Origin of the sequence: Spiroplasma endosymbiont of Dromius quadrimaculatus, from assembly GCF_964031155.1 — a bacterium.
Classification (GTDB): Bacteria; Bacillota_I; Bacilli_A; order Mycoplasmatales; family Nriv7; genus Nriv7.
Genome location: NZ_OZ035010.1, coordinates 422,914 through 448,953, shown reverse-complemented (window position 1 = coordinate 448,953; position 26,040 = coordinate 422,914). Strand labels below are relative to the sequence as shown.

The following is a 26,040-nucleotide window of genomic DNA, read 5'->3' as shown; positions in this document are numbered from 1 at the left end:
ATTTTTAGCAACAATACTAACAATAATTTCTCTAAGCAAAAAAACTAATTCCCGTTAAAATAATTTCTTCATCATTAAACCCAATAATATTCATAGTATATTTGTAGGCATTAAAATTAATCTGCTTAATTTCAATAATGTTTAACTTCCTTTTTAAATTTAATAAATTAGGATATTGATTTTTCGATAATATTGGTAAACTAACATCATCAATAATAATATTAAATTTTTTATTAGTTACAAGATAATTATAAAGATAATTATAAATTCCTTTTTTTACCCTATCTTTTCAATTATCATTTAAAAATTCTCAATCTTGAATTTTCTCTAAAACAAGTTTTGGAAATGAAATAGCAAAAGCAATATATTCAGCAATAGTTTTATTGCGCTTCTGTTTCAATCGATTCGTGGAACTAATTAATAATTTCTGACTAGCAACTTTATTAGTATAATGATTAGTTACAATAAAAGGCTGAATTGGCAATTGCTCATAGGATTCATATAACTTATCAACTTTAATATTAGTACTAATAAAATAAATATAAATTACTAAATCAGAATGATAAATTTTATTTTCTTCAATAAGAACTTGCGATGCATCATATAACTTTTCTCTAAAAGTATCTCAATCATTAATACTAGCACACTCATTAAGACATTGTGTAGTAATTATTGGTTTAATCTTAATATCATTATCAAACTCAATTGGATTTGCAAAAATAAAATCTCTTAACGAATCATTTACTTCGCGATAAATTTCTTTTCCTAATACTTTATCAGTAAACAATACCCGTTCACTAGTTAAATAACCAGTAGTAGCATTAGTTATATTATTTTGAGAAATTTGCTCTCTAGACCCTTGAAATGAATAAAAGTCAAAATAATTTTTATAAAACACATTTGTATTAATAATTTTTAAATTAAAGGATAGTGAAAAAATATTAGCATTAACAACTTCATAAATATCAGGGCGATTAATCTCATATCTTTCAATATCTTTAACTAACACTTTTTTTACTTTCACATCATCTTGAATAAAACTATTATCAATTTTTTTACCATTTTCAGCAGTAAGATATTTATAACGATAATCAAATTTTTTATAAGTTTTATTATTTGTCTGTAAAAATTTATTATTTTGAACATAATTTTTAAAATATTTTAATACTAAATTCTCTAATTCAATAAGCCGTAAACTTTTAAACTTATCATAGTTTTTAACATTAATTTTAGCACCATCTAAAAGTAACCTATCATTAACAATCCCCGGTGCTGAATCATCATCAGGAATTGGTTTAACAGTTAACCCTTCACCATCATCAGGATTAAGGATTTTAGGGCTAATATCCGGAATCTTTTTACTTTCACTATCTTCTAAATTAATGGCATTGGTAAAAACACTAACCATATCTAATGTTAATAAATATACACCAGGAATAATTATCGCAATAACTGTAAAAGTTAAAATTAATCCTAATCACAATTTATTTTTACTAGCAATAGTTACTTTTTTAGTAATTTTATTAATATTTTTTCAATGGTTAGAATTTTTTTTAATCAATATCATTTTCTCCTTTCAAAAATTATTAATAGTTTTTAATTTTATTCAACATCTACTTTTTAATTTTATATTTTTTATCAATTTAATGCAAATAATAACAAAATAAAATTATCCATTTTTATTTATTTAATAAATAAGAAATTGGAAAGTAAAAACATTTTAAATAATTTTAATTATTTAAAATTACTAAATAATCTATTTAATTATTTAAAATATGCCCTTAATTTTATTATGACATAAAAAAATAATATTTTTTAAAAATATTATTTTTCATTTTTATTATTATGTTGAAAAATTTCCTTTAAAATAGTTGCTGTTGAAGCAATAGTTGCTAATTCTGATGGCACAACAATTTTAACAGCATTGCCATCAGCAACTTTTTCAAATGATTTAAAAGCTTCCAAAGCAATATATTCCTTTGCTGGCTGAGCATCATTAATTAACTTAATCGCTTCTGCTTTAGCATTAGCATCTAATTCTACAGCTCTTGCTTTACCTTCTGCTTTCATAATTTCTGATTGTTTAATTCCTTCAGCTTCTAAAATTTTTGATTGCCGAAAACCTTCTGCTTTTAAAATTGATTCGCGTTTTTCTCGTTCAGCTCGCATTTGCTTTTCCATTGCTTCAATAATACTATGTGGCGGAATAATATTTTTAACTTCAACACGAATAACTTTAACGCCCCATGCATCACTAGCCTCATCTAAAATAATTCTTAATTTATTATTAATTTTTTCTCGCGATGTTAAAGTTTCATCTAACTCTAATTCACCAATAACATTTCTTAAAGTCGTTGCCGATAAATTTTCAATCGCACGATAAGGGTCTTCAGCCCCATAAGCAAATAATTTAGCATCAGTTACTTGAAAGAAAATTACCGTATCAATTTTCATAATTACATTATCCTTAGTAATAGAATCTTGTGGTGGAAAATCCATAACTTGTTCTTTTAAATTAACATCGCGAACAACACGATCAATAAAAGGAATTTTAAAATGTAAACCAGATGTTCATGTTTTAAAATATTTTCCTAATCTTTCAATAACATATTGATGGGATTGCGGAACAATGCGAATTGAAAGTCCTAATGTAACTAAGGTAATAATCATTATTAATGCTAAAACAATTATTACTGCAATACCAATGATATTCATTTATTTTTTCTCCGTTTCATTTGTAACTAATAATTTAACACCTTTAATAGCAATAACTTTAACATATTGTTCTACTTTTAAAGGTTCATTATCATTAGAAGTTATTGTTCATAATTTACCTTCTGCTTTTGCTTCACCATTAAGGCCTTCCTCATCAAATGTTTTAATAACCTTTATCGTTTGACCAATTAATAAATCAACATTAGTTTTTGTTATTTGAATTTTTTTCATTGTTTTACTAATTAATGGTTTTAAACTAAGCAAACAAATAACACTAATAACAGCAAAAACAAAAATTTGTCAATAAAATGGAATTTGAAAGGCAGCACTAAATAAACTTGCCATCGCACCAATAGAAAATCAAATTGATGTTAAGTCTAATGATACTAGTTCAAAAACCAAAAATGAAATTGCAATTATTAATCATCCCACCATAAAGATAATATTTATAATTTCCATATTAGTTTCCTCCATTTGCTTTTCTATAATTTGAATTATATCATTATTTTTAAAAATCTATAATTATATAAGGTACCTAATTATTATTAATAAATATTCTAACTATTAAATACCGGTATTTTAGTTATCATATATATAACAAGAAAATAATAACTTTATGTTATAATGGTTTTGATTTTATTTTTATAGAGGTGAATTAAATGCAATTTAAAAAAATATTGAGTATTAAAAGCAGTTTTATTTTAACAATATTACCTATAATATCTGTTACTGCGTGTAATAGCAATTATGATGAAATAATATTAAAAATTAAAAATAAAGAAACATTTATTGGTTATATTGGATCAGAAAATTGTCCAGGATGTCAAACATTATCAAAACAATGAGATCTTTGAATGCAAGAAAAAGATTGAGACAAAGATATTTTGGATTTAAAAGATGAAAATTTAAAAATTAATCGCTATGCTTTTGTTAGTGATTATGACTTTAAAGGTGCTAATGATAATACTTGAAATAAAACTTTTTTTGAAACTAAGTGAGTTAAGAATACTTTTGAATGATTAAAAAAATCACAAAAAAACTTATGAGCAACCAACGAAAACATTAAGAACGGCTTTGAACCAGATTATCTCCCTGGAAATGGTATTCCCACAATATTTTTTGTTAAAAATGGTGAATATCGCTGATTTATTAATAAATGAGGTGACGCTGTTGATGGTATTGATGATATGTTAACTAGCAACAGCGACTTTAAGCAAAAACCAGCATATAATCGTAGTACTTTAACACGACTAGTTCGTGACTTTATAATTAATGATTTTAAAGATTTTTATACATTAAATTAAACAAAAAGCTGGTAATTCAATTACCAGCTTTTTAATTTTGTAAATAATCTTTACCTTTCTGAATTTCATTTAAAGATAAATCTAAATAATCTAATTGCCGTAAAACCTCATAACTTACAGTACAAACAACATTAGCAACATTAAGACTGCGAGTATTAATACTCATTGGTAAACGAAAACATTGATTCAAATGCTCTTGTAATATCGTTTTTGGAATACCCGACGATTCTTTACCAAATACTAAATATATTGGTGTTTCACTTTTTGTAAAATCAATGGCACTAGGTGGTTTTTGACCATATCTTGTGGAAAAAAATAAGTTAGCATGAGGATTTTTACTAAGAAAACTATTTCAATCTGCATAACTTTCATATTGTAAAAATTCAAAATAGTTAGCAGATGACCGAATAATAAAACGATCATCTAAAAAGAACCCTAATGGTTCAATTAAATGCAGTTTAGCATTAATAGCAACACAAGTTCGCATAATCGAACCGACATTACCAGCAATTTCTGGTTCATATAAAACAATGTTAATTTTAGTATTCATTATTATCTTCCTTATTTATTCAATTAAGCATCTTTTGGATTGCTATGGCACGATGTGATATTTGATTTTTTTCTTGTGCTGTTATTTCACCTAGCGTTTTTTTATATTCTGGTAAATAAAATATGGCATCATAACCAAAACCATAATTACCTTGGCGTTCACTATGAATTAAACCATTTAACGAACCGACAAACACTTTTTCAATATTTTTAGTAACATCAACAAAAGCAAGAGCACAAACATAGCGACAATCTCGGAATTTAATATTCATCATCTTTTCTAAAATAACATTAGACGCTTGCATAAAACCATCAGTAGTATCCAACCAACGCGCCGAATAAATTCCCGGGAAATTATCTAATGCTAATATTTCTAATCCAGAATCATCACCTAAGACTGGTTTTTGTAATAATTTGCTTAAAGTTCTTGCCTTAATTAAAGCATTTTCAATAAATGTCGCTCCTGTTTCTTCAATGTCTTCAATTTTCAGTACCCAGAAACTGCTTAATGTCTAAAAGTGTCTTTACATCGTATTTTTGCCCTAATATGTTTTGAAATTCTTCTAACTTATTAGCATTAGTAGTTGCTAAAAATAATTGTTTTATCATTAATACTCAATACCCTTCCGAGCCCAAATACTCTTTTCTGAATAATGTCTTGTTGGTGTTACCTCACTAATTAAATCAGCAATTGATTGTAATTTTTCTGGACAATATCTTCCTGAAAGGGCAACTTCAATATTCTTAGCTTTATTTTCTAATGCTAACACTAATTCATCTTCATAAATTAATTGATTTTGTAAACAGCCTAAAATCTCATCAACGATAATTAAATCAATATTAGAATTTTTTAAAGTTGCTACTAAAACTTCAAGACCTTTTCTCGTTTCAACTTTTAATTCTTGTTTTTCTTCATCATTCATTTCTCAAAAAAATTTTTTTGATGAATGATAAAAATCAAGAATTGTTAAATTAGTATGCTTTTCAAAAAATATTAATTCACCTGTGGGACGATTTTTTAAAAAACGAAAATATACTACATTTCAATCATTTCCTAATGCTCTAATTGTCATTCCATTTAAAATACTAGTTTTACCTTTACCTTCACCACAGTAAATATGAAGATATCCTTGTTCTTGATTCATTACTTAACCTCCAGATAATATAATATATTTATTGATTGTCATTATATAATAAAATTAATTACTTGGGAGGTATGATATGAAAATAAATTGAACTAAAGCAAAATTAAGATTATATTATTCGTAAATCACAACCATTTTGTGATATTTTCTTAGACCGTAAAACTGAACAACTAGTTTTACCATTAGTTAAAAATATTAATGTTCCGGTTATTGATTATTTTCAAAATAATAAATATTTCTTTTATATTACTAAACATATTAAAGATGCTTTAAATTTAACGCAAATTAAAATAACTCCTTCATTAGTTAAGAAAATTGCTCATCTTATTAAAGATTTACATCAAATAGAAATTCCTACAACTATTAAAACTTGAAACTGAAAATCACAATTAGAACTATTTAAAGGACTTGTAAATACTTCCCAAAAAAATTTAACTAGTGATGAACAAAAAATTATTAATTTTTTTACTAACTATGAACCCCAAGAATTAAAACTTTGCCATAATGACTTAGTTCCTGGCAATATTTTAATTACTAAGCAACAAATTTATATTATTGACTATGAATATGCAATGAAAAACGACCCCTTATTTGATATTGCTTCTTTTATTAGCGAAACTATTTATCGTAATAACAATTTAATTAATCATTTTTTACACGAATTTAGTTTAACAATAACTGATGTTAAAACGATTTGATGATGAATTCAATATCAAAACCTAATTTGATGCTATTGAGCCAATTACCTATGAGAACAAACTTCATCATTAATCTATCAAGAAATATTAAATGATAAATACGAAGAGTTACAAAAAGGTTGAACAAATGACTTATTATTTATTTAGTTATTATTCTTTATAAAAATAATTTGTAATTGTCATCACAATAATTGTCATCACTAAAGTTCCTAAAATAGCTAATGAGATTGCAATAATAAAGCGTCAAAAAACTGATAATAATCATAAACTAGTTAAATATAACACAACAAATTCTAACATCACAATAATACTATAAATAAACTGTTCTTGTTGATGATAACCACATAAAAAACAAACTAATGTTGTAATAAAAGCATATAGTAGCATTCCCATTCCAATTAAAAACATATATCCAAAAGCAATACTATCTTTAAAATTCAATTTTAATAAATTTAATTGCGGATCTAAAAGTAATCAAATCATCAACCCCGGGATTAGTGCTTGCCACAAAACAAAAAAAATACTTCTTAACTTATTATCACTTCGCATCTTTTCATTACTTAACATCACTATTCCCTCACTCTTATAAATTATACAACAAAAAACTAGACTTCTAAAAGTCTAGTTTTATTTATCTAATGGAGCGAGTGATGGGAATCGAACCCACACAATCAGCTTGGAAGGCTGAAGTTCTACCATTAAACTACACTCGCATAATGTAAGTTCATTACAAAATATATCACATTTAAAAATAAGAAGCAATAAGTTTTACTAAAAAATCTGTAGAAACCACAGATGTTTTGCACATTTGGTTTTTATAAATTATTTGGGGGTATATTTTTTTGGCAGTAATATTTTGTATTGAATGCGACAACGAAAGCTATATCGTTGGTAATAAAAATACAGTTGGAATCTGTAATTCTTGTGATGAAAACGGTTTTTAATTTTGAAAGAAACGATAAATTATAAAATATGTCGCTGGTGTTTGCATATTAGAAACTTAGGGAATCAAGATGTTTGCGACCAAAAATTTACTAATCATATTAAAAAAATTTTAAATCCGAAAGGGAAAAAGAAAAATGAAATATAATGTTAAGTTAGTTAGTATAAAAAGAAAAATATTTAAAAATAAAGATGGTTCTACGATGTCAGGTTATTCTGCCGAATTTTTGCGTTATGAAAATGACTTATTTGAGCCTACTGGCGAACAAAAAGCCTTATGAATTGATGATAACAATTTAGAACAACAAGAAATTTATAAACTGTTAAAAGAAAATGTTAAATCATTTTTTAGTTGCGAATTAACTTTTGAAAAAAACCCCAAAATAGTTAACTTGCAAAAAATTGAATTATCAAAAAATCAAAAAAACTTGTCCAGTTAATTGATAATCACTTCGGTCTGCGAAGCGGTGCGGAAAGCGTATGCCCCGCCCGCTAGCGGGTTAGTCGGCGAAGCCGACTATTACTTGATTAAATAACACAACTGGCGAAAATCTAAAACGGGAGCATAAAATATGAATTTACAACCTCAAAATCCGACTGATTTTTATATGAAAACCATTTATTACGGTCAATATATTCGTAATATTGTTATGCCTTTAGAACGCATCAAAGCAAATAACCGCAATGTTAGCGGTTTAAAAAATAAAGGTAATTGTGATACAAAACTGCTTAATAGTAATATTCGTGCAAAATCTAATGTTATTCGGAAGGCATATCATAATTTTTGAGACTGTAAAAAACTTACATTCTTAACTCTTACTTATGCTGATGTTAATGAATTTGACATTAGAAAATGTAAGCGTGATTTAAATAAATTTTTTAAAAAATTAAAATATTGATTTAAAGTTAAAAATAAAAATATTAAGTATTTGTATACATATGAATATCAGAAAAGAGGCGTTATTCATTTTCATATTTTAATCACCGAAAAAATACCCCATAAAATTATTTTACAATTTTGACCTTACGGAATTAATAAAAATATTAGAGTTCGTGAAAACACTAATGAAATGGTTGTAAAATATTGCTCCAAATATATAACTAAAAATGTCCTGAATGAAAAATCATTAAATCAGTATGATTTAAATATCAAGGCTTATCAATTCTCTTATAACTGTCAAAACCCCATTACTAGAAAACAAATATTTACCGATACTTTGAATAATATTGTTAATAGAACCGTAAATTCTGAATTTGTAAAGTACTTAAAATCAAAAGTTAATAAATTTAAAACTAAAATGTGCGGAGCAATCTATGAATTTAAAAATATTAATTATGTGGGCTTTGAAAGTGAAAATTATACTTCGTTAGAAAGTTTAAGATTTAGAAATCAACTAAGAAAAACGAAACATTAGGAGTTAAAAAATGAAAGAAAAAATGCAATTAAAAATAAGAATTAAAAATTGATTTAAAAATCATTGGTTAAAAATATTGCTTAGCATTGTTTTTATCTTTATAAACTTAATACTTTGAGCTTTAACTTTATTGGATACTAAGTGAGTGATGGGAACAAATGGTGAATTTATTGATTTTATTGAAAAAGATATGTATAAGTTTTTTGGTTTAAATACCGCAATTATGTTGCTTGGATTATTTGTTTATTGATTTGGTAGTGCGATATTTATTGCTTTTCAAGTTGAAAAATTAGTTTGACTTATTGTTAAGAAGATTAAGGAAAAAAGAGCTTTGAAAAATAAAACTTTAAATAGAAAGGAAATTGAAAAATAATGGCAATATTTAGTCTAATATGTTTTATCTTATTAACCTTATTACTCGCTTTTGCTGTTGCTTGGGGTTTGTGGCGTTGAATGAACGATGTTAAAAAGTATGGTAAACAAGCAAAAGAAATTAAAGGGGATTTTAGTAAAAAAGAAAAACGCTTCATTGTTAAATTATCTTATTTAACTGAAAAAAATGACAAACAAAATCAAGAAACTCAAACGAAAGGATAAAATAAATGTTAAAAGATTTAATTATTAAGTTAATTGATTTACTTTATCCAACTGCCGATTTACCGCCCCAAGTAGTATTTTTGTTCTCAATTCTTGTAATCATTGTGTTATTTGCCAGTTTCATTGGTATTCTCTTTCTTCCGATTAAGTGTTTATTTCAATGTTTCTAGTTGTTTGAAAAGATTTAAATTGAGAACAAATTAAACAAACTTTCTGAGATTTGTTTATCCAAATTACAACTATTCCAGCTCATATTACTGGTGGTAAAGAAATTAATTTAACTGAAGAACCACTTTGACTTTTAACAACCAACATCGCTTTTTGATTACTAACAACAGTTATTATCTTATTTATGTTGATTTTATTTTATAAAGTTAAATCTTATTTTTGTTAATAAATATAGGATAAATATTTTGAAAAGAAAGGGGGTGATTATATGTTTACAACTTTCTTAGCTGATGCACCAGTAGCAATTACCGGAAAACAAGCCATTAGTAATTTGTGAGATAGTATGGTAGGACTTTTTGGAAAAATCTGAAGCGACATTATCAGTGGGCAAATGCCATTAGTAGTAGATTTCTTTGCTACTTATTGAATTTTTTTATTTCCGGCAATTGTTGGATTATTCTTATTTGCTTTTGGAATGTTTGAAAAACTACTATTAAGAGTTCGTTAATAGTAATTAAAAAAATAAAGGAGTGCGATAATGCTTAAATTTCTAAAAAATATCTGTGAAAAAATCAATGACTTTGTTAGCTTAAATCGCACTTTCTTTATTATTTCTTGATATTATTATGCTTTTCTTGTTGTTATTAATCCACAATATTGAGTTTCATTTTTTCATATCATCGGTATTATCTTAAATTGTTTAATTTTAATTACTAAATTTATGCAATGAGTTAATCGTAAATCTTTTATTAATTTTTTATTCAAATCACCATTAAATATTGTGATTGGTTCATTGGGAACTGGAAAAACTGCTTTATTAGTTTTTGCTTCAAAACTTTTATGTAAGAAAAAATGAAAGACGGCTTCAACATTTCCAATTTTAGACCAACAAATGTTATCTTTGGGGCATATGTCGTTATTGGATAATGAATATCCAATATTAGAAGAAAAACATTTATTGTTATGAGACGAAACCAATTTATTTTTAGAAGGAACCGATTATAAAGAAAATGATAAATCAACCCAAGGTTTACAAGAATATTTTGCTCTTGTTAGACATTTTGGTCATATTGTTCTAGCCAGTGGCCAACGCCCTGAACATATTTGGGTTAAAGTTAGAGATATTGCTAATTCAGTTATTGTTGGTATTACTAAGAAATCAGTTAATTTTTTTCGCCCCTACCTAAAGGTTGTCTATGGCACTTTTAAATCTGTAGAAGAATACGAACGCTGACGCACGAGTTTAATTGATGCTAAAAATAATAAAAAAGGTCGTAAAACTAAATATCGTAATATTCCGGAATTAGATATCTACTTTTTTAAATTAAAAATTCCAATGTCCGTTTTAGAGTGTTACGACAATAAGTATTTATCTTTTTTACGCCCCGTTGCTAATCGCATTGTTGTTGACACTTATGAAGATAAGTTTTATGAAACTACTGAAGTTGATTTAGAAATATTAAAATACCTTAAAATGGAAAAATTTAGTCGTATTATGGAATTACTAAAAAGTAATTTGAAAGATAGGAATTAACTATCATATTATTTTAATCTAAGAAAGGATACTTAATTATGGCAAATCTAGAAAAAATGGCATCATTTTTTGCAGATATTATTTATAAAGTTTTTGATTTAATTTGAAGTATGACTATTCCCGGCACCGGAATTCGGATTATCATTATTCCTTTAATCTCTTTAATTGTTAACTTTGTCTTTGTTGCTATTTTAGGTATTGGAATGCAAGCCAAAGAAAGTTATAAAAAGACAAGAGCTAACAAATCTGTTAAAGAGTGAGGTAAAAAATAATGTTTAAACTAGTTATAATTTTTCTTTTAATTACCGTTTTTTCTATTTTTGCTTTTGATGAATTTCTTGGTTTATGGCGTTTTGTAAATGAAGGGTTGGAATATTTTAATAAAGTTATTGTGGCTAACAGTGAATTTCTACAATTATTTAAACCAATGATTAGATTATTTTCGCAACACCCAATTTTTATTATCATTGGAACAATTGGCATTTTATCAACAATATACTTTATTTTAAGAAGTTAAACGCAAAAGAAAGGACAAATAGATATGTATAAATTTATGTCGTGGTTGGTTATCGCTTTTATTGGTTTAGTCCCTCTAGGTGCTTTCTTTGATACAAAACAATCACCAAATCCTATTATGGAACAATCCTTTATGAAACGAGAAAAACGAGCCACCAATCCTGCTCAATGTGGAGATAGTTGTGATTTGGAATTTGGTAAAATTTTGAATAGTAATTTTACGAGTTCTACTAGCAATGATTGAGGCGGATGATTAAATATTAGTTCTATTAAAAATGAATTACCTTTTGATGTTTCTAATTCTGCGGAACCTTTAACTTCTTATAAACCGATTGATGGTTTTAAAGAAATTCGCATTTTTTATGAGCGTAATGGTAAAAGTGAAAGTAATAAATATACTATTGATAAAATTGTTAATGTTAAAATTACATTTTCTAAAAATAAAGATTTAGGTTTTAGTCAATATTTAATAACTTCATTCTTTGCTGAAATGCCGTCTCTACCTGAGAAAGATAAAGAGCAACCGTTACCCTCAGAAATAACCAAAAAGGATGGTGAATATCAGTATAATCAGTTTCAAGATAAATTAGATTATTTAATGGTACAACGACGAGATTTTGATAAATTTAATTACTCTTATCTTTATTGAGTCCCAATTTTTAATTTCTTTGATGATAATTTTAAATACATGAGTGAAATGTCAATTAAATTAAATGGTTTTAAACAAAATAGTAAATTTACTTTAATTCGCAGTTTTGAACCTGAAAACTCGTTATATTTTTTTGATAGCTTAGAATTTTCTAGTTTTAGTGATGTTTTTAGAATTGAGATTTCTTTAGGAATGGTTACTTTTTATTTAAATGATAAACAATTAATTAAATTTATTTGAAAGAAAGGTTGAACTGAAGATTTTATTAATGTTTTTTTTGGACAAATTAGTTATTATGATAATACTTTTCATTTTCTACGCTATGATGATAAATCAAAGATTGATTTTAAAGATTTTATGTTTTTTTATTTAAAAGATTTGACAAGTAAATATTATTTTAATTTATTTGATAAAATTTATAAAATTTTGGGTGGTTTTTTTACACAATTCTTTTATGCTAGTTTTGATATGGATGCTTCTACTTATGTAGAATTAGATTACAAAGGAATGCAACAAATTCCTAAAAATGTTTTACAAATGGGTTTTTTCTATCGTTCCTTAATTACTTTTTATCCTAAACAATATTTAATTAACTTTGGTTCAACAGTAGAAAATAGTAAGAATATGATTTTTCGTTCCTATTTTTTTGTTAAAGATAAACAAATTGCCAATGGTTTTAACACCGGTAAAAATTCTTATCAAATAGATTTTAATGTGTTAAAAGCGTATGATAACCAATTATGAGATGCCACTAGTAATAAACTACATTTTTACAATGCCAAAGTTGATGTGATGTATGGAATTAATATTTTTACGCTAACTTTTCCACTATATAAAAAGAAAAATGAAAGTACTGAATATCATTATTCTTTATACGATTTTAACATTTTGAATTCAACAGCTTTTATTGGCGGTGGAATAAGTGGTAATATGGATGACTTAATTCCTACGCCCAACTGTTCTTATTGAGGTTTATTTAGTGCCATATCTTGTGGCATTCAGCACGCTTCTGTTAGTATGTTGAACTGATTACTTGGTCTTTCAGGGATTAATCTTTTAATTCGCCCCCTTGCGGATATTGCTAAAACAACGATTAATTTTACCAAAACTGCCTTTCCGGTGTTTGAAGTTGTTCCGGCATTTAAATATCTTTTTGAATTTTTAATTCCCCTAGCAATTTTATTAATAATAATTAAAAAGTTCTCTTAAATATTTCCAATATTTTTATATAAAATATAATTCCTTTGAAAGGAGGATTTTTCTTTATGCGAAAATTTTTATCAGCTTTAAATTTAGTATGTATAATGTTTATTTCTGGGTGTAATAGAGGTAACAATACTCTAATTACTGATAATGCAAAAAAATATGAATTAAACTTTATTGAAATTTTGAATAGTAATTTTACGAGTTCTACTAGCAATGATTGAGGCGGATGATTAAATATTAGTTCTATTAAAAATGAATTACCTTTTGATGTTTCTAATTCTGTGGAACCTTTAACTTCTTATAAACCGATTGATGGTTTTAAAGACATTCGCATTTTTTATGAGCGTAATGGTAAAAGTGAAAGTAATAAATATACTATTGATAAAATTGTTAATGTTAAAATTACATTTTCTAAAAATAAAGATTTAGGTTTTAGTCAATATTTAATAACTTCATTCTTTGCTGAAATACCTAATAAAAATTAGTAATTTAATAAATATTATTGAAAATCGTATTTTTGTAATACGGTTTTCTTACTTTAAGGAGTTTTAAAAATGAAATATGTTATTTGCCAAGCTGATTTAGCCGATTTAAAAGCAAAAGTCCAAAGTTGATTAAGAACAATTTATAATCACAAACATTATCACAAAACTAAAAAACGAGTTACTAGTTATTTAAATTTATGTAATCAATTTTATTTAGAACCAATAACTTTAAATAAATTAGTAAAAAAGCATTTTCACAGTACACGAAATACATTTTATCAGTGAGCTAATAAAATTCTTACTGCTTATCAAAATGATGATTTTAATAGTTTAATTTTCAAATATAAAAAACCTAACAAAATTAGTTATCAATATGATTTAAATTCTCGTGAAAAAGTATGTGATTTATATTTTGATTATAGAAATATTCAAGCTGGTGGAATGTGGTCTTTATTTAACAATTTAAAAATGGGTTTTCATGATATTGAAAATTCAAAAATTCCGAAAAATATCAAAACTTTTTATCGTTGAATTAAATCTGACCCTCGTTGAAAAGAATTAAAACAGAAAATCAAACAAACAAAACGCCAGTTTAAGCGTTATGAAGTATCCGATATTGGTCTTTTACAAATGGATGCCAAAATTATTACCACATCAAATTTTCCAGTTGATAAAAAATATTATATTTATGATTTCATTGACGAAATAACACGGATAGTATTTGGTTATGTTTATGATAGTTTAGGAACCAATAACGCAATTAATGCCGTGCAAAGAGCAATGAAAGATTTTAGTGAACTTGGCATAACAATTAAACGCCTTCGCACTGATAATGCTCCGGAATTTACTACTACTAATTGAAGTAATAAAAAAGCATACAAAGTAAAAGAAAGGCCTTTTACAGCCTTTCTTTCAAGGAACGGTGTTACCCATGAAACCACTCCAATTCGTTCGCCACAGAGTAACGGTAAAATCGAGCGGTTTTATCAACATTATACCAAATTATTTTATGCTAAAGATAAAAAAATAAATCAAAACGAACTACAACATTTCTTAAATCAATATTATTACTATTACAACTTCCAACGCTGTCATTCAGCATTACAAAATAAATCGCCATTTCAAAAATTACAAGAATTAATAAATTAATTTTTCTTTTTTTAAAATTTTTCTTGATTGTGCAAAACATCTGTGGTATATTACATTTACTAAAAAATCTATTTTTCTATAAAATATTTACAAAATAAAAAGAAAGAACATTATGTCCTTTCCCTACTTAAATTTTATAGCCACATTAATTTTATTTAATAAACTAAGATAATTTAGCAATTTTTACAGTAATAGTTTTTTCACCTTCAAGTTTTGTTTTACCAGCATCACTTGCTTTAACTGTTACACTTACAGTAATTTCCGTTGCTAAACTAGTTGTAGCATCTAAGTCATCTGTACCATTTTCTTTTTTCACAGTAATTTCTAAATCAGCAGCTTCAACAACAGTTCCATTCGGTAAATTTTTAACTAATTTTAAAACTTCTTTTTTAACAGCAGTTTTAATCATATCAGCACTTGTATTAGTACTTTCAGTGGCTTCAACAGTTATTGGAGAATCAATCGCTTCTAACTTACTTAAATCTGCTTTTACCACTACTGGTGTAATTTTAGCAATTTTTACAGTAATAGTTTTTTCACCTTCAAGTTTTGTTTTACCAGCATCACTTGCTTTAATTTCTACATTTAAAGTAAGACCATCTTTTAAATCAATTGAATCACCAGTTAAATTATCATTACCTTTTTTCACAGTAATATCTAAATCAGCAGCTTCAACAACAGTTCCATTCGGTAAATTTTTAACTAATTTTAAAACTTCTTTTTTAACAGCAGTTTTAATCATATCAGCACTTGTATTAGTATTTTCAGTGGCTTCAACAGTTATTGGAGAATCAATCGCTTCTAACTTACTTAAATCTGCTTTTACCACTACTGGTGTAATTTTAGCAATTTTTACAGTAATAGTTTTTTCACCTTCAAGTTTTGTTTTACCAGCATCACTTGCTTTAATTTCTACATTTAAAGTAAGACCATCTTTTAAATCAATTGAATCACCAGTTAAATTATCATTACCTTTTTTCACAGTAATATCTAAATCAGCAGCTTCAACAACAGTTCCATTCGGTAAATTTTTAACTAATTTTAAAACTTCTTTTTTAACAGCAGTTTTAATCATATCAGCACTTGTATTAGTATTTTCAGTGGCTTCAACAGTTATTGGAGAATCAATCGCTTCTAACTTACTTAAATCTGCTTTTACCACTACTGGTGTAATTTTAGCAATTTTTACAGTAATAGTTTTTTCACCTTCAAGTTTTGTTTTACCAGCATCAGCATCACTTGCTTTAATTTCTACATTTAAAGTAAGACCATCTTTTAAATCAATTGAATCACCAGTTAAATTATCATTACCTTTTTTCACAGTAATATCTAAATCAGCAGCTTCAACAACAGTTCCATTCGGTAAATTTTTAACTAATTTTAAAACTTCTTTTTTAACAGCAGTTTTAATCATATCAGCACTTGTATTAGTACTTTCAGTGGCTTCAACAGTTATTGGAGAATCAATCGCTTCTAACTTACTTAAATCTGCTTTTACCACTACTGGTGTAATTTTAGCAATTTTTACAGTAATAGTTTTTTCACCTTCAAGTTTTGTTTTACCAGCATCACTTGCTTTAATTTCTACATTTAAAGTAAGACCATCTTTTAAATCAATTGAATCACCAGTTAAATTATCATTACCTTTTTTCACAGTAATATCTAAATCAGCAGCTTCAACAACAGTTCCATTCGGTAAATTTTTAACTAATTTTAAAACTTCTTTTTTAACAGCAGTTTTAATCATATCAGCACTTGTATTAGTATTTTCAGTGGCTTCAACAGTTATTGGAGCATCAATATTTGTTAAGGTGCTTAAATCTGCTTTGATAACAACTTCTTCTGCTCCTTTTAATTCGGGAAACACAATCCTTTGTGATTTATGTATTCCTTTTAATTTTGCAGTTTGAGTTTTAATAACTGTAATATCAAAAGTTCTATCAAGAGCAGTTTTGCTTGTCAAATCATAAGTACCCGTAATTATTTTACTATCTTTTTCAATTTTAATATTATAGTCAACTTTTAAATTAGTTTCAGTAACAATTTGATCAATGGCAGTTTTAACAATTGTATTCACAACAGTAGTAATTTCGTCTGTTGTTACAGCAGTTTTGTCTTTAACATTATTAAAAGCTTCAATTTCAGGGGCTATAATCCTTAATTTATTTAAGTCTCCTGTTTTTAATTTTGCTTGGTCATCTTTAGTACTAGGATTACAAGCAGCAACAGCAAAAACTGGTGACATTGTAAATGCTAACGCAACTAGCAGTTTTAACATATTTTTATTTGATTTTATCATCAACGATTAACCTTCCTTTTATTTTTGTCTTTTAGTTATTTCTGAACTAATAACTACATTTATTATAACTTATTAGTATAAAAAATTATCTAAAATATTATAATTTTTAAAACATCTTATTAATACTCCTTTCCAATGAATAAATCAATTATATATATATATATATATATCAATAAGTAATTACAAATATTGTTATAACTAAAACCATAAATAAAAAAATATTTAATTATTAAAAGTTAATAATGCTGTTATTTATAAAATTTAATCGCCCTACTAATCAACTTAATTTAAAATCACAACAAATGCAATTAGACTTCACGATTAACACATTAGACAAAGAATATACCCAACTAATTCTTAAAAAAATTCAAGAAGCTGGCTATAATGTAATAATTAGTTAGCATTGCTAACCATTCAATTTATTCAATGTTATAATGAAGGAAATTAAAAGATTACTAAATATAATATTGAAATTGAAAGGACTACATAATGACTTGTCTTATTTGTGAAAAACTAATTAGCCCCAAAGAGCTAAAAGAATTAAAGGAGCAATATCATCACTTAATACAAATGCACGAAAATAAACTTTTACAAACTCATTTCCAATGTGCAGGTGATGGTATCATATACTAATAAAATGAACCACGGATTACTCCGCGGTTCATTTTCATTCTACTTAATTAATACTATAATTTAGTTCCTTTAAATTTTCCAGCAGCGATTTCTGCATTAATTCGTTTTTTAAATACTAATAAATAAACCATTGGTAATACCACACTACCGCCAATAAAATTACCTAACAATGTTGGTAGCATATTCATTATTGAAAATGTTCCAAAATCTTGACCAACCATACCATTATTTAAAAATAAACCAGTCATTCAAACATAAGCATTAGCAACAATATGTTGAAAACCAGAAATTCCAAATGCTAAAATTACAAAGAAGCATAATAATACCTTAGTTGCTGAATTTTTAACAGACATATTCATTCAGAACAACCCCGCAATTAAAATATTACAATAAATGCCACTAACAAAATTTTTTAAAAAAACTGTCCAATTGAGATTACTCGGACTAGAACCGATTTTCTTATCATAAATATACTTAAAAGCATTATAAAACTCAGAATCAACTTTCATATGTCCCATTAAATAAGTTGATATCGCAACAATTAATGCTCCTAAACAATTACCAACTAATACTAAAGATAAATTTACAAGCATGCGACGCAGTTTTGCTTCTCTTTTAACTATTGGTAATAATGTCAATGAATTAGAAGTAAACAATGTCCCTCCAATAAAAATAACCATTAATATTGCTGGCGTAAAAGTTAGTCCTGTAATTAAAGCAATCATACCAGAAGGCATCCCATTAGGTTTTAAATTTCCATTACTGTCTTTAATAATAAATCCTGATAAAGCAACAATAACAATAACATAAGCAATTGCTACAAAAAAACCTGCCATAATGCCAAATAGAAATGTCTTATATCACGGATCGCGTAATTTTTGAAAAGCATATTCAAATACTTCAACAAATGTCTCTTCATGTGAAATATGATCTTTAATAAGGACAGCATTACTATCATCAAAACTATGTAATGGTTTTTCTTTTGAACTCATTTATTAATCTCCTTTGAAGCTCATATTAAAAAATAAATAAATATTTTCAATTATTTATATTATGTAATAAATGATTAAAAATTACAAGAAAAACAAAATAAAAAAAGCAGAATATTCTGCTTTAAATTTCTTTATGGTACCTAAGGTCGGACTCGAACCGACACAAACTTTAACATTTACTGGAGCTTAAATCCAGCGTGTCTACCAATTCCACCACTTAGGCATTAATGGTACCCCGTGCAAGGCTCGAACTTGCGACCCTCTGGTTAAAAGCCAGATGCTCTACCAACTGAGCTAACGGAGCATATTAAATTTGGCTGGGGAGGGTGGATTTGAACCACCGCATCAAGGAGTCAAAGTCCTTTGCCTTACCACTTGGCTACACCCCAACATTATGGTGGAGGGAGAGGGATTCGAACCCCCGAACCCTAAGGAGTTGGTTTACAGCCAACCGTGTTTAGCCACTTCACTATCCCTCCAAATAATTTATGGTGCTGGCTATAGGAATTGAACCTACGACCTACCGCTTACAAGGCGGTTGCTCTGCCTGCTGAGCTAAGCCAGCAAATGGTGGGTTGTGACGGGATTGAACCGCCGACCGCTCGCTTGTAAGGCGAGTGCTCTCCCAGCTGAGCTAACAACCCATTTAATTTAGGACTTTATAATAATATAAAAAAACATTCTCATTGTCAATTATTTTATCTTTAAAAATCCTAAATATAATAATAATTTTAAAGTATTAATTATTTAAAAATTAAATAATCCTTTAATTATTAACTCTTACCTAATAACTTAAACATTTTTTTCTTATATATTATATACTTCAACACCCGGTTGATTAAAAGGATTAACTTCTAGTAAATAAGCACTCATTGCACAAGCTTTAAAGAAAAAGTACACTAAGTAACCAAACATTATTTCATCCATTGTTTCTAACTCTAAAATAATATTAGGAACTTTCCCCTCATTACTATGCGCATCAATTGTTCCTTCTAAAGCTAAAGCATTAATTTGATGTAAAGAATAATTAGTTAAATAATTCAATTGATCTACATCATCACTATTAGTAGCAATTTTAACATCCAAAGAGGACTTTTTAACTTGTAAAACTGTTTCAAATAAAACTTTACTTCCCTCTTGAATAAATTGTCCTAAGGAATGTAAATCAGTAGAAAAATTAACACTAGCAGGTAAAATTCCTTTACTATCTTTTCCTTCTGATTCACCAAATAACTGTTTTCATCATTCAGCCAAACTAGACATCTGACTTTCATAACTAACTAACATTTCTACAGGATATTGCTTTTCTTGATGTAATATTGTTCGCACAACAGCATATTTATATGCTTGATTAGCTCCCAGCATAACCTTATCAATATCAATTCCGGCCATTGCCATTACAAAAATACCAACAGGCGTTAATACTGAAAATCTACCACCAATATCATCAGGAATAACTAAAGTTTCATAACCTTCTTGATTTGCTAAGTTTTTTAAAATCCCATTTTTAGCATCAGTAGTAGCAATAATCCTTGTTTTAGCAATTGCTTTACCTTTTTGTTGCTCTAATAAATCTCTAAAAAGACGAAAAGCAATCGCTGGTTCGGTTGTACTTCCTGATTTAGAAATAACATTAATAGCAAATTCTTTATCCTTAACATATTCTAAAACTTGATTAGTATATGTTGATGATAATGTATTACCAACAAATATTATTTCTAATGAATCTTGGGAATATAATCCTTTAATCATATCAATAGCTGCTTTAGCGCCTAAATAAGAACCACCAATACCAATAACAATTAAAACTTGAATTTCAGGAATTAATCGTTTAGCAATGACTTTCATCGCTTCTCATTCAGTTTTATTATAATTTTTTGGCAAATCAACTCAACCTAAAAAATTACTGCCAAGACCTTTCCTTTCAGTAATCATTGTTTTATGAATTGAATGAATTTTATCTTGATATTTATTAAGTTCTTGATTTGTTAAGTGTGTATAACTAATATTTGTTTTAATCATCTATTATTCGTCACTTTCACTGATTTGTTCACTATTATCAATTCATTGCGATAAGTTATTAGATAAATCTTCAAATCCTGCTCCTGATTCTTTAATATGTACGGACCCACGATTTTGTTCTTCTTTATGAAGTGCTTTATGACTTAAACTTAGTTGCTTTTTATCAACATCAAAATTTAACACTTCTAAGCGATAGACTTTTTCAACTTCTGCAAATTCATTAATATCTTTAACATATCCATCAGAAAACTGACTAATATGACACATCCCAGTTACTCGCTCTGGTTTTGAATGTGAAGAAGTACTGTCTTCATTAACATTATCAACGATGTTTTCAATAACATAAAATACACCTCATGGTAAAACAGCAGTACACTTTGCTTCAACAATGTCACCTTTTTTATACATAAAATCTCTCCTTTGATTTCAGTAAATATTTTCATATATTCACATGATACCTAATTATAACATTGAGAAAAATAAATATTCATTTTTATTTGCAAAAAATTTACTTTTTATAAAAAATATAAATATCTTTAAAAATTAAAATTTTTCAATTCCAATTTCCGTTATTACTTGATGCATTAAAATATCATTTTTATCAACTGTTATTTCTTCTATAGTTTTTTGTCAATTATAACCAATTCCAATAATTGGATTTTTAAAATCTACTAAAGTTCGGTCATAATATCCTTTCCCATAGCCAACTCTAGCGCCGGTACTATCATACGCTAAAAACGGTAAGAAACAAATATTAATTTCCGAAGTCATTAACATTTTACATTGCAAATTAGGTTGTAAAATATTGTAATTATTATCAATTACTAAATCATCAAAACTAGTAATTTGATAAAATAATAAAGAATTATCATCTTGCATTCTTGGTAACGCAACAATCTTGTCATTATTAAAACAAAAACTAATTAAAAGATTAACATTAACTTCTCCCCTAATAGGTGAAAATAAACCAATTATTTTTGCTTTTTGAAAATCGTCGTTATTAGTAATAAAATTAATAATTTTTTGATCATATTGTTCTTTATCATCTTTTACCATTGCTAATCTTACTTTTAAAGCTGATTTTCGTAATAAATGTTTATCAAACATCTAAGCACCTCCTTATAATTTATTATAACATCATTAAAAATCCACTACTTGCTAATAATGAACATTGCTTACGATTTGGTTGCTTTTTAGTATGAGTAAATACAATTAAGTCTTCTAAAATATCACTATCATAATCTTTAACATTAATCATTAATGAATAATTATTTAAAATTGCTATTGCTTGATATTTTGATTTATTAGTAATGGTTTGACAAATCAAGTCAGCACTAGAAGTTGCAATTGCACAAGCATAACCCGTAAACCGAGCTGAAACAATAACATCATTGATAACTACTAACTGTAAATTTAACTGATCAGCGCAACTTAAATTAGGTTGCAATCGCTCAATTGCTTGGTTATGTTTAATAAAACCTTGATACTGAGGATTTTGATAATGATTAATAATTATCTTTCTTCATTCATTATAAGAAATCATCAATAAAATTACCTCCCGTTTTTAATGCGATAATTAATTTATCAACATCTTCTTTAGTATTATAAATATAAAAACTAGCTCGTAATGAACTTTTAACACCAAGTACTTGATCAATTAAACTAGCACAATGACTACCACTACGAAGACAAATATTGTAGTTATTAGCTAAATTAACTGATACATCGTGAGCAACAACATTATTAACATTAAAAATTAAAATGCCACTTTTAGCATTAGGATTATAAATTGTTACATTTAAATTTTCTCTTCGTATTTCATTAACAGCATAATCTTTTAAACTAGTAATATGATTATGAATTGTTTCTAAACCAATATTTTGTAAATACTTAATCGCTTCTTGTAAACCAAAAATACCAGCAATATTTTGCGTTCCTGATTCAAAACTCATATATCCTTGTAGTAAAGAATATGTTCCGTTCTCATTAATAATAGCATTATTACCGCCACCTAATAACATTGGTGCTAATTTAGATAACATCATATTTTTTCCTCATAAAATACCAATACCCGTTGGCCCTAACATCTTATGACCAGAAAATACTAAAAAATCAATATCTCAATCTTGAACATCAGTTTTAATATGACCAACTGATTGAGCACCATCAATAATAACAATAATGTTAGGATTATATTGTTTAATTGCTTGACAAATCGCTTTAGTATCATTAACAGTTCCTAAAACATTACTTATATTTGCAAAACTAACAATTTTAGTTTTCGGTGTTAATAATTTTTTAATATTAGTAATAGTAATCGTTAAATCTTCCAAACCAATATATTTAATCTTTGCTTGTTTAGTTTTTGCTAAACGATACCAAGGTAATAAATTAGAACTATGTTCAGCCATTGTTAATAAAATCTCATCATCCTTAGAAATTAATGCTTCTAACCCTAAAGCCAATTGATTTAATCCAAAAGTAGTTGAAGGAATAAAGATAATCTCACTATCCTTACCATTAATAAATTCAGCAACTAGTTTACGAATTTTTTGAATATTCTCATTACAATCATAGGCTAGTAAAAAATCAGTATTATGAGGATTAGTAGAATATTTTAAATAATAATTAATAATATTATCAATAACACATTGTGGTTTTAAACTAGTAGCACTATTATCTAAATAAACAATATTTTTATTTTTCTGAAAAAAGGGAAAATCTTTCTTAATATTTTTTATATCTGTCATTAATTAATTTCTTCCTTTCTATCTTTAACTATTTTAATAATTCATTTAATTATTTGTCTATCTACAAATATTAGATATAAGAATTTTTAATAACTTTAAGAAATTATTATTTAATTAACTACTAGTATATTTTACCTAATTTAGGCGATAATTGCTATCCTTAACATAAAATGCCCGTATTTTAGAAATTACATTTTTACTATATAGTGTATAATATGTATTGTAAAATTAAATATTTTATGAAAACTAATATTTAAGGAGTGATCGAGATTAATGAAGAAAAAGATAGTTTTACCATTTACTTTGGTGTTATCAATAAGTCCAATAATGACATCAGCAGCTTGCTCCAATAAATGAGAATTTATTGGTGATGATGGTTCGCAAGTACTTCTTGACCTTCCAACATTAAAATTTAAAGAATTAGATGATTTTTCAGGAAAATTAGATCGAATTACAATTGATCAACTTTTCAATAATTTCATTAACAATAATGAAATTAAAAAAGAACAATTTGTTGAGTTTACTAAACGCTTACAACTATCTGTTCTTAAAAGCAAAAAAAATGATCCGATATTTAAAAAAAGTTACGATAATATGATGACCAATTTAAATACTTATATTGAAGGAACTTTACATAAACAATGAGGAAATAATAAAACCAAAGAAGAAGCTAAAGAATATAAAAAATGAGGCGGTGCAGAAGGATTTAAAGATCATTTATTATTAGATAATTCTACTCCCAATAATGTTTATGAAACTTTTCGAAAAAAATTTATTAATGACTTTCAAATTGATTATGATCGCTATAGTATGGAGCAAATTAAAAGAATTGCCAATGATTTAATAAAGAAAATCAACAGCGATGGTGATAATTTTAACATTGATTTATGATATGGTAGTAAAACCGAAACCGAAACTCGGAACCGAGCGTTAAGAAAAGCATATGAACTTAATGATAATAATGAATTAAAAGAAAAAATTAAAAGTCTTTTCAATACTTTTGCTATCAAGCCAGAAAATCTTGTTAAATTTGATGAGAGCAATAAGGTAATGATGAACCCTGATGCTCAACAATCAAATAAATTAAGTAAAGAGCAAAAATTTATTGCTGAACAATGATACTTTAATTTAAAACCGTTATTAGTTTCTCAAATTAATTTTAAATATGATGGTAAAGACAAAAATGGTTTAGAAGATGGCATTGAAGCAAAAGATTTTGATGAAAATAAGAATTTAAAAAACATTAATGATTTTTTAAGTGATGCTAAAAGTAAATCTTTTGAACAATTGGCTGGTTTATATAGCGATGATAACAAAACAACCTTTGGTCAATTACCTAATTTATTAACTTTAGATAGTTCTAATGATAAATTTAGTCCAATGTTTAAAGCAGCGACTTATGATTTAGCATACGATGGTACTGATGGCGGAAGTATCCCAACTGACTTTAATGCCCTTTTAAAGGATTTAAATGATGAACGAAAAGATAGCAACAAAAATATTATTTTTAAAAAAATTAAAATTGGTACTGATAAAGTTGTTTTTATTGCTGATACGAATGAAGTGCGTTTTATTAAAATTAATGGTTATGACGACTTATGAAAAGGTTATGATGCTGAAGGTGATATTGGCGAAAATCAAGAAAGTGACGGCAAATATCCGGCAATAACTTCACCTATAAATATGCGTCTTGCTAAAACTCCCTATTTACAATATTTATTTGATGAATTTAAAAAACGCGTTGATGATAATCCTCAAAGTGAAAGTTCTGGTTTTAATCCTTTGAATGAAATTAAAACTTATACTGATTTTTCCCAAAATAATATTGACAATAATGAAAACTGATGATTTTGATTTTGAGATATGATGGCGTGATTAGAACGAGATGATGATAAACCAAATAATGAATGATATAAAGAATACATTGAATTTGACCAAGATAAATGAAGTGCTATTTTAGGTAAAATATTTAAAACTTCTCGTTCGTCACTGTTAGGAACTAAAATTAATATTTTAAGTAAAAATCTAAATGATGAAAATGATGCCATTAATAAGATTCCTTCCAATAAAAATCAAACTATTGGAGCATTAATTGATGTTAATACAGTTATTAATGATAACTTTATGAATAATAAAGATAACTTATGAACTATTAAAGGGAATATTCCCACATCTATTAAACCTAAAAACAACCATTCTTTAACAGGGAACCTTTATTCATCAACAGAAATTAGTAACTATTGATTACCATTAGAAAAGGAGAAACATTAAG

General features: G+C 26.6%; 29 protein-coding genes, 7 tRNA genes and 1 pseudogene. 16 read left to right on the top strand and 21 right to left on the bottom strand.

Translation table 4 applies throughout. The annotated features are described in order from the left end of the window. Nucleotides 1–31: 31 nt before the first annotated feature. The 3 genes from AAHM88_RS02615 to AAHM88_RS02605 all read right to left on the bottom strand — a co-directional run bounded on the left by AAHM88_RS02615 (nucleotide 32) and on the right by AAHM88_RS02605 (nucleotide 3,174). A complete protein-coding gene (locus tag AAHM88_RS02615; RefSeq protein WP_342263161.1) occupies nucleotides 32–1,561 on the bottom strand; it encodes a hypothetical protein in 1,530 nt (509 codons plus the stop codon). A gap of 263 nt (nucleotides 1,562–1,824) precedes the next feature. Further along, nucleotides 1,825–2,715, bottom strand: a complete 891-nt coding sequence (locus AAHM88_RS02610) for an SPFH domain-containing protein (protein ID WP_342263160.1) — start codon at nucleotides 2,713–2,715, stop codon at nucleotides 1,825–1,827. Next, nucleotides 2,716–3,174, bottom strand: a complete 459-nt coding sequence (locus tag AAHM88_RS02605) for an NfeD family protein (RefSeq protein WP_342263159.1) — start codon at nucleotides 3,172–3,174, stop codon at nucleotides 2,716–2,718. 200 nt (nucleotides 3,175–3,374) lie between these two features. Here AAHM88_RS02605 and AAHM88_RS02600 point away from each other — a divergent pair, with 200 nt between their 5' ends. Beyond that, a complete protein-coding gene (locus AAHM88_RS02600) occupies nucleotides 3,375–4,019 on the top strand; it encodes a hypothetical protein (RefSeq protein WP_342263158.1) in 645 nt (214 codons plus the stop codon). 31 nt (nucleotides 4,020–4,050) lie between these two features. On the opposite strand, the gene AAHM88_RS02595 is transcribed toward AAHM88_RS02600, so the two are convergent. From AAHM88_RS02595 to AAHM88_RS02585, 3 genes are all read right to left on the bottom strand, one after another. Continuing rightward, nucleotides 4,051–4,569 carry a tRNA (cytidine(34)-2'-O)-methyltransferase gene (locus tag AAHM88_RS02595; protein ID WP_342263157.1) on the bottom strand — a complete coding sequence of 173 codons (519 nt, stop codon included), beginning with the start codon at nucleotides 4,567–4,569 and terminating at the stop codon, nucleotides 4,051–4,053. After that, nucleotides 4,559–5,005 carry a non-canonical purine NTP pyrophosphatase gene (locus AAHM88_RS02590; RefSeq protein ID WP_342263322.1) on the bottom strand — a complete coding sequence of 149 codons (447 nt, stop codon included), beginning with the start codon at nucleotides 5,003–5,005 and terminating at the stop codon, nucleotides 4,559–4,561. The genes AAHM88_RS02595 and AAHM88_RS02590 overlap by 11 nt, the downstream gene beginning before the upstream one ends. A gap of 171 nt (nucleotides 5,006–5,176) precedes the next feature. Further along, nucleotides 5,177–5,713 carry a cob(I)yrinic acid a,c-diamide adenosyltransferase gene (locus AAHM88_RS02585; protein ID WP_342263156.1) on the bottom strand — a complete coding sequence of 179 codons (537 nt, stop codon included), beginning with the start codon at nucleotides 5,711–5,713 and terminating at the stop codon, nucleotides 5,177–5,179. 113 nt (nucleotides 5,714–5,826) lie between these two features. On the opposite strand from AAHM88_RS02585, the gene AAHM88_RS02580 reads away from it, so the two are divergent. Continuing rightward, nucleotides 5,827–6,558, top strand: coding sequence for a phosphotransferase (locus AAHM88_RS02580; protein ID WP_342263321.1), 732 nt, complete (start codon nucleotides 5,827–5,829; stop codon nucleotides 6,556–6,558). A gap of 3 nt (nucleotides 6,559–6,561) precedes the next feature. Here AAHM88_RS02580 and AAHM88_RS02575 read toward each other — a convergent pair whose 3' ends face one another. After that, nucleotides 6,562–6,981, bottom strand: a complete 420-nt coding sequence (locus tag AAHM88_RS02575; protein ID WP_342263155.1) for a DxFTY motif-containing membrane protein — start codon at nucleotides 6,979–6,981, stop codon at nucleotides 6,562–6,564. Nucleotides 6,982–7,050: 69 nt separating this feature from the next. Beyond that, nucleotides 7,051–7,124, bottom strand: a tRNA-Gly gene (locus AAHM88_RS02570). A gap of 366 nt (nucleotides 7,125–7,490) precedes the next feature. Here AAHM88_RS02570 and AAHM88_RS02565 point away from each other — a divergent pair. The 12 genes from AAHM88_RS02565 to AAHM88_RS02510 all read left to right on the top strand — a co-directional run bounded on the left by AAHM88_RS02565 (nucleotide 7,491) and on the right by AAHM88_RS02510 (nucleotide 15,072). Continuing rightward, nucleotides 7,491–7,793 carry a hypothetical protein gene (locus AAHM88_RS02565; protein WP_342262680.1) on the top strand — a complete coding sequence of 101 codons (303 nt, stop codon included), beginning with the start codon at nucleotides 7,491–7,493 and terminating at the stop codon, nucleotides 7,791–7,793. 132 nt (nucleotides 7,794–7,925) lie between these two features. Beyond that, a complete protein-coding gene (locus AAHM88_RS02560; RefSeq protein ID WP_342263154.1) occupies nucleotides 7,926–8,768 on the top strand; it encodes a rolling circle replication-associated protein in 843 nt (280 codons plus the stop codon). A gap of 10 nt (nucleotides 8,769–8,778) precedes the next feature. Next, nucleotides 8,779–9,141 carry a hypothetical protein gene (locus AAHM88_RS02555; RefSeq protein ID WP_342262683.1) on the top strand — a complete coding sequence of 121 codons (363 nt, stop codon included), beginning with the start codon at nucleotides 8,779–8,781 and terminating at the stop codon, nucleotides 9,139–9,141. Further along, a complete protein-coding gene (locus AAHM88_RS02550; protein WP_338966809.1) occupies nucleotides 9,141–9,365 on the top strand; it encodes a hypothetical protein in 225 nt (74 codons plus the stop codon). The genes AAHM88_RS02555 and AAHM88_RS02550 overlap by 1 nt, the downstream gene beginning before the upstream one ends. A gap of 160 nt (nucleotides 9,366–9,525) precedes the next feature. Continuing rightward, on the top strand, nucleotides 9,526–9,759 hold the full coding sequence (locus AAHM88_RS02545) for a hypothetical protein (RefSeq protein ID WP_338966808.1): 234 nt from the start codon (nucleotides 9,526–9,528) through the stop codon (nucleotides 9,757–9,759). 42 nt (nucleotides 9,760–9,801) lie between these two features. Further along, nucleotides 9,802–10,041 carry a hypothetical protein gene (locus AAHM88_RS02540; RefSeq protein ID WP_338966925.1) on the top strand — a complete coding sequence of 80 codons (240 nt, stop codon included), beginning with the start codon at nucleotides 9,802–9,804 and terminating at the stop codon, nucleotides 10,039–10,041. A 30-nt stretch (nucleotides 10,042–10,071) separates the two neighbouring features. Then, a complete protein-coding gene (locus tag AAHM88_RS02535) occupies nucleotides 10,072–11,067 on the top strand; it encodes a hypothetical protein (RefSeq protein ID WP_342262684.1) in 996 nt (331 codons plus the stop codon). Between the two features lie 38 nt (nucleotides 11,068–11,105). Further along, nucleotides 11,106–11,339, top strand: a complete 234-nt coding sequence (locus AAHM88_RS02530) for a hypothetical protein (RefSeq protein ID WP_338966805.1) — start codon at nucleotides 11,106–11,108, stop codon at nucleotides 11,337–11,339. After that, complete coding sequence (locus AAHM88_RS02525) at nucleotides 11,339–11,584, top strand: hypothetical protein (RefSeq protein WP_342189582.1); 246 nt, start codon at nucleotides 11,339–11,341, stop codon at nucleotides 11,582–11,584. The genes AAHM88_RS02530 and AAHM88_RS02525 overlap by 1 nt, the downstream gene beginning before the upstream one ends. Nucleotides 11,585–11,620: 36 nt before the next feature. Further along, nucleotides 11,621–13,441, top strand: a complete 1,821-nt coding sequence (locus AAHM88_RS02520; protein WP_342263153.1) for a hypothetical protein — start codon at nucleotides 11,621–11,623, stop codon at nucleotides 13,439–13,441. Between the two features lie 56 nt (nucleotides 13,442–13,497). After that, entirely contained in the window at nucleotides 13,498–13,923 is a 426-nt protein-coding gene (locus AAHM88_RS02515; protein WP_342263152.1) for a hypothetical protein, read from the top strand. Nucleotides 13,924–13,992: 69 nt separating this feature from the next. Continuing rightward, entirely contained in the window at nucleotides 13,993–15,072 is a 1,080-nt protein-coding gene (locus tag AAHM88_RS02510) for an integrase core domain-containing protein (RefSeq protein ID WP_342263151.1), read from the top strand. Between the two features lie 163 nt (nucleotides 15,073–15,235). On the opposite strand, the gene AAHM88_RS02505 is transcribed toward AAHM88_RS02510, so the two are convergent. Next, a complete protein-coding gene (locus tag AAHM88_RS02505; RefSeq protein WP_342263150.1) occupies nucleotides 15,236–17,371 on the bottom strand; it encodes a hypothetical protein in 2,136 nt (711 codons plus the stop codon). Nucleotides 17,372–17,613: 242 nt separating this feature from the next. Between AAHM88_RS02505 and AAHM88_RS02500 the strand changes: the two genes are divergently transcribed. Next, nucleotides 17,614–17,772: a hypothetical protein gene (locus tag AAHM88_RS02500; RefSeq protein ID WP_342263149.1), complete on the top strand. Its 159-nt coding sequence runs from the start codon at nucleotides 17,614–17,616 to the stop codon at nucleotides 17,770–17,772. A 285-nt stretch (nucleotides 17,773–18,057) separates the two neighbouring features. Here the strand turns inward: AAHM88_RS02500 and AAHM88_RS02495 are convergent, their stop codons facing one another. The 12 genes and pseudogenes from AAHM88_RS02495 to AAHM88_RS02440 form a co-directional block, all read right to left on the bottom strand. Beyond that, nucleotides 18,058–18,996 (bottom strand): formate/nitrite transporter family protein, encoded by a 939-nt coding sequence (locus AAHM88_RS02495; protein WP_342189454.1) that lies wholly within the window; start codon nucleotides 18,994–18,996, stop codon nucleotides 18,058–18,060. A 134-nt stretch (nucleotides 18,997–19,130) separates the two neighbouring features. Further along, a tRNA-Leu gene (locus AAHM88_RS02490) sits at nucleotides 19,131–19,219 on the bottom strand. A 5-nt stretch (nucleotides 19,220–19,224) separates the two neighbouring features. Beyond that, nucleotides 19,225–19,300: transfer RNA gene (locus AAHM88_RS02485), tRNA-Lys, on the bottom strand. Nucleotides 19,301–19,310: 10 nt separating this feature from the next. Next, nucleotides 19,311–19,385: transfer RNA gene (locus AAHM88_RS02480), tRNA-Gln, on the bottom strand. Between the two features lie 6 nt (nucleotides 19,386–19,391). After that, nucleotides 19,392–19,475, bottom strand: a tRNA-Tyr gene (locus AAHM88_RS02475). A 10-nt stretch (nucleotides 19,476–19,485) separates the two neighbouring features. Further along, nucleotides 19,486–19,561, bottom strand: a tRNA-Thr gene (locus tag AAHM88_RS02470). Nucleotides 19,562–19,564: 3 nt separating this feature from the next. Then, a tRNA-Val gene (locus AAHM88_RS02465) sits at nucleotides 19,565–19,640 on the bottom strand. A gap of 129 nt (nucleotides 19,641–19,769) precedes the next feature. Next, nucleotides 19,770–21,018, bottom strand: a pseudogene (locus tag AAHM88_RS02460) (glucose-6-phosphate isomerase). A gap of 3 nt (nucleotides 21,019–21,021) precedes the next feature. After that, nucleotides 21,022–21,426, bottom strand: a complete 405-nt coding sequence (locus AAHM88_RS02455; protein WP_342263147.1) for a S1 RNA-binding domain-containing protein — start codon at nucleotides 21,424–21,426, stop codon at nucleotides 21,022–21,024. A 135-nt stretch (nucleotides 21,427–21,561) separates the two neighbouring features. After that, entirely contained in the window at nucleotides 21,562–22,125 is a 564-nt protein-coding gene (locus AAHM88_RS02450) for a 5-formyltetrahydrofolate cyclo-ligase (RefSeq protein ID WP_342263146.1), read from the bottom strand. A 22-nt stretch (nucleotides 22,126–22,147) separates the two neighbouring features. Continuing rightward, nucleotides 22,148–22,561, bottom strand: a complete 414-nt coding sequence (locus tag AAHM88_RS02445; RefSeq protein WP_342263320.1) for an iron-sulfur cluster assembly scaffold protein — start codon at nucleotides 22,559–22,561, stop codon at nucleotides 22,148–22,150. Next, complete coding sequence (locus AAHM88_RS02440; RefSeq protein WP_342263145.1) at nucleotides 22,548–23,768, bottom strand: aminotransferase class V-fold PLP-dependent enzyme; 1,221 nt, start codon at nucleotides 23,766–23,768, stop codon at nucleotides 22,548–22,550. Before AAHM88_RS02440 ends, AAHM88_RS02445 begins: the two co-directional genes overlap by 14 nt. Before the next feature lie 273 nt (nucleotides 23,769–24,041). On the opposite strand from AAHM88_RS02440, the gene AAHM88_RS02435 reads away from it, so the two are divergent. Beyond that, nucleotides 24,042–26,039: a hypothetical protein gene (locus AAHM88_RS02435; protein ID WP_342263144.1), complete on the top strand. Its 1,998-nt coding sequence runs from the start codon at nucleotides 24,042–24,044 to the stop codon at nucleotides 26,037–26,039. The last annotated feature ends 1 nt before the right edge of the window (nucleotide 26,040 follow it).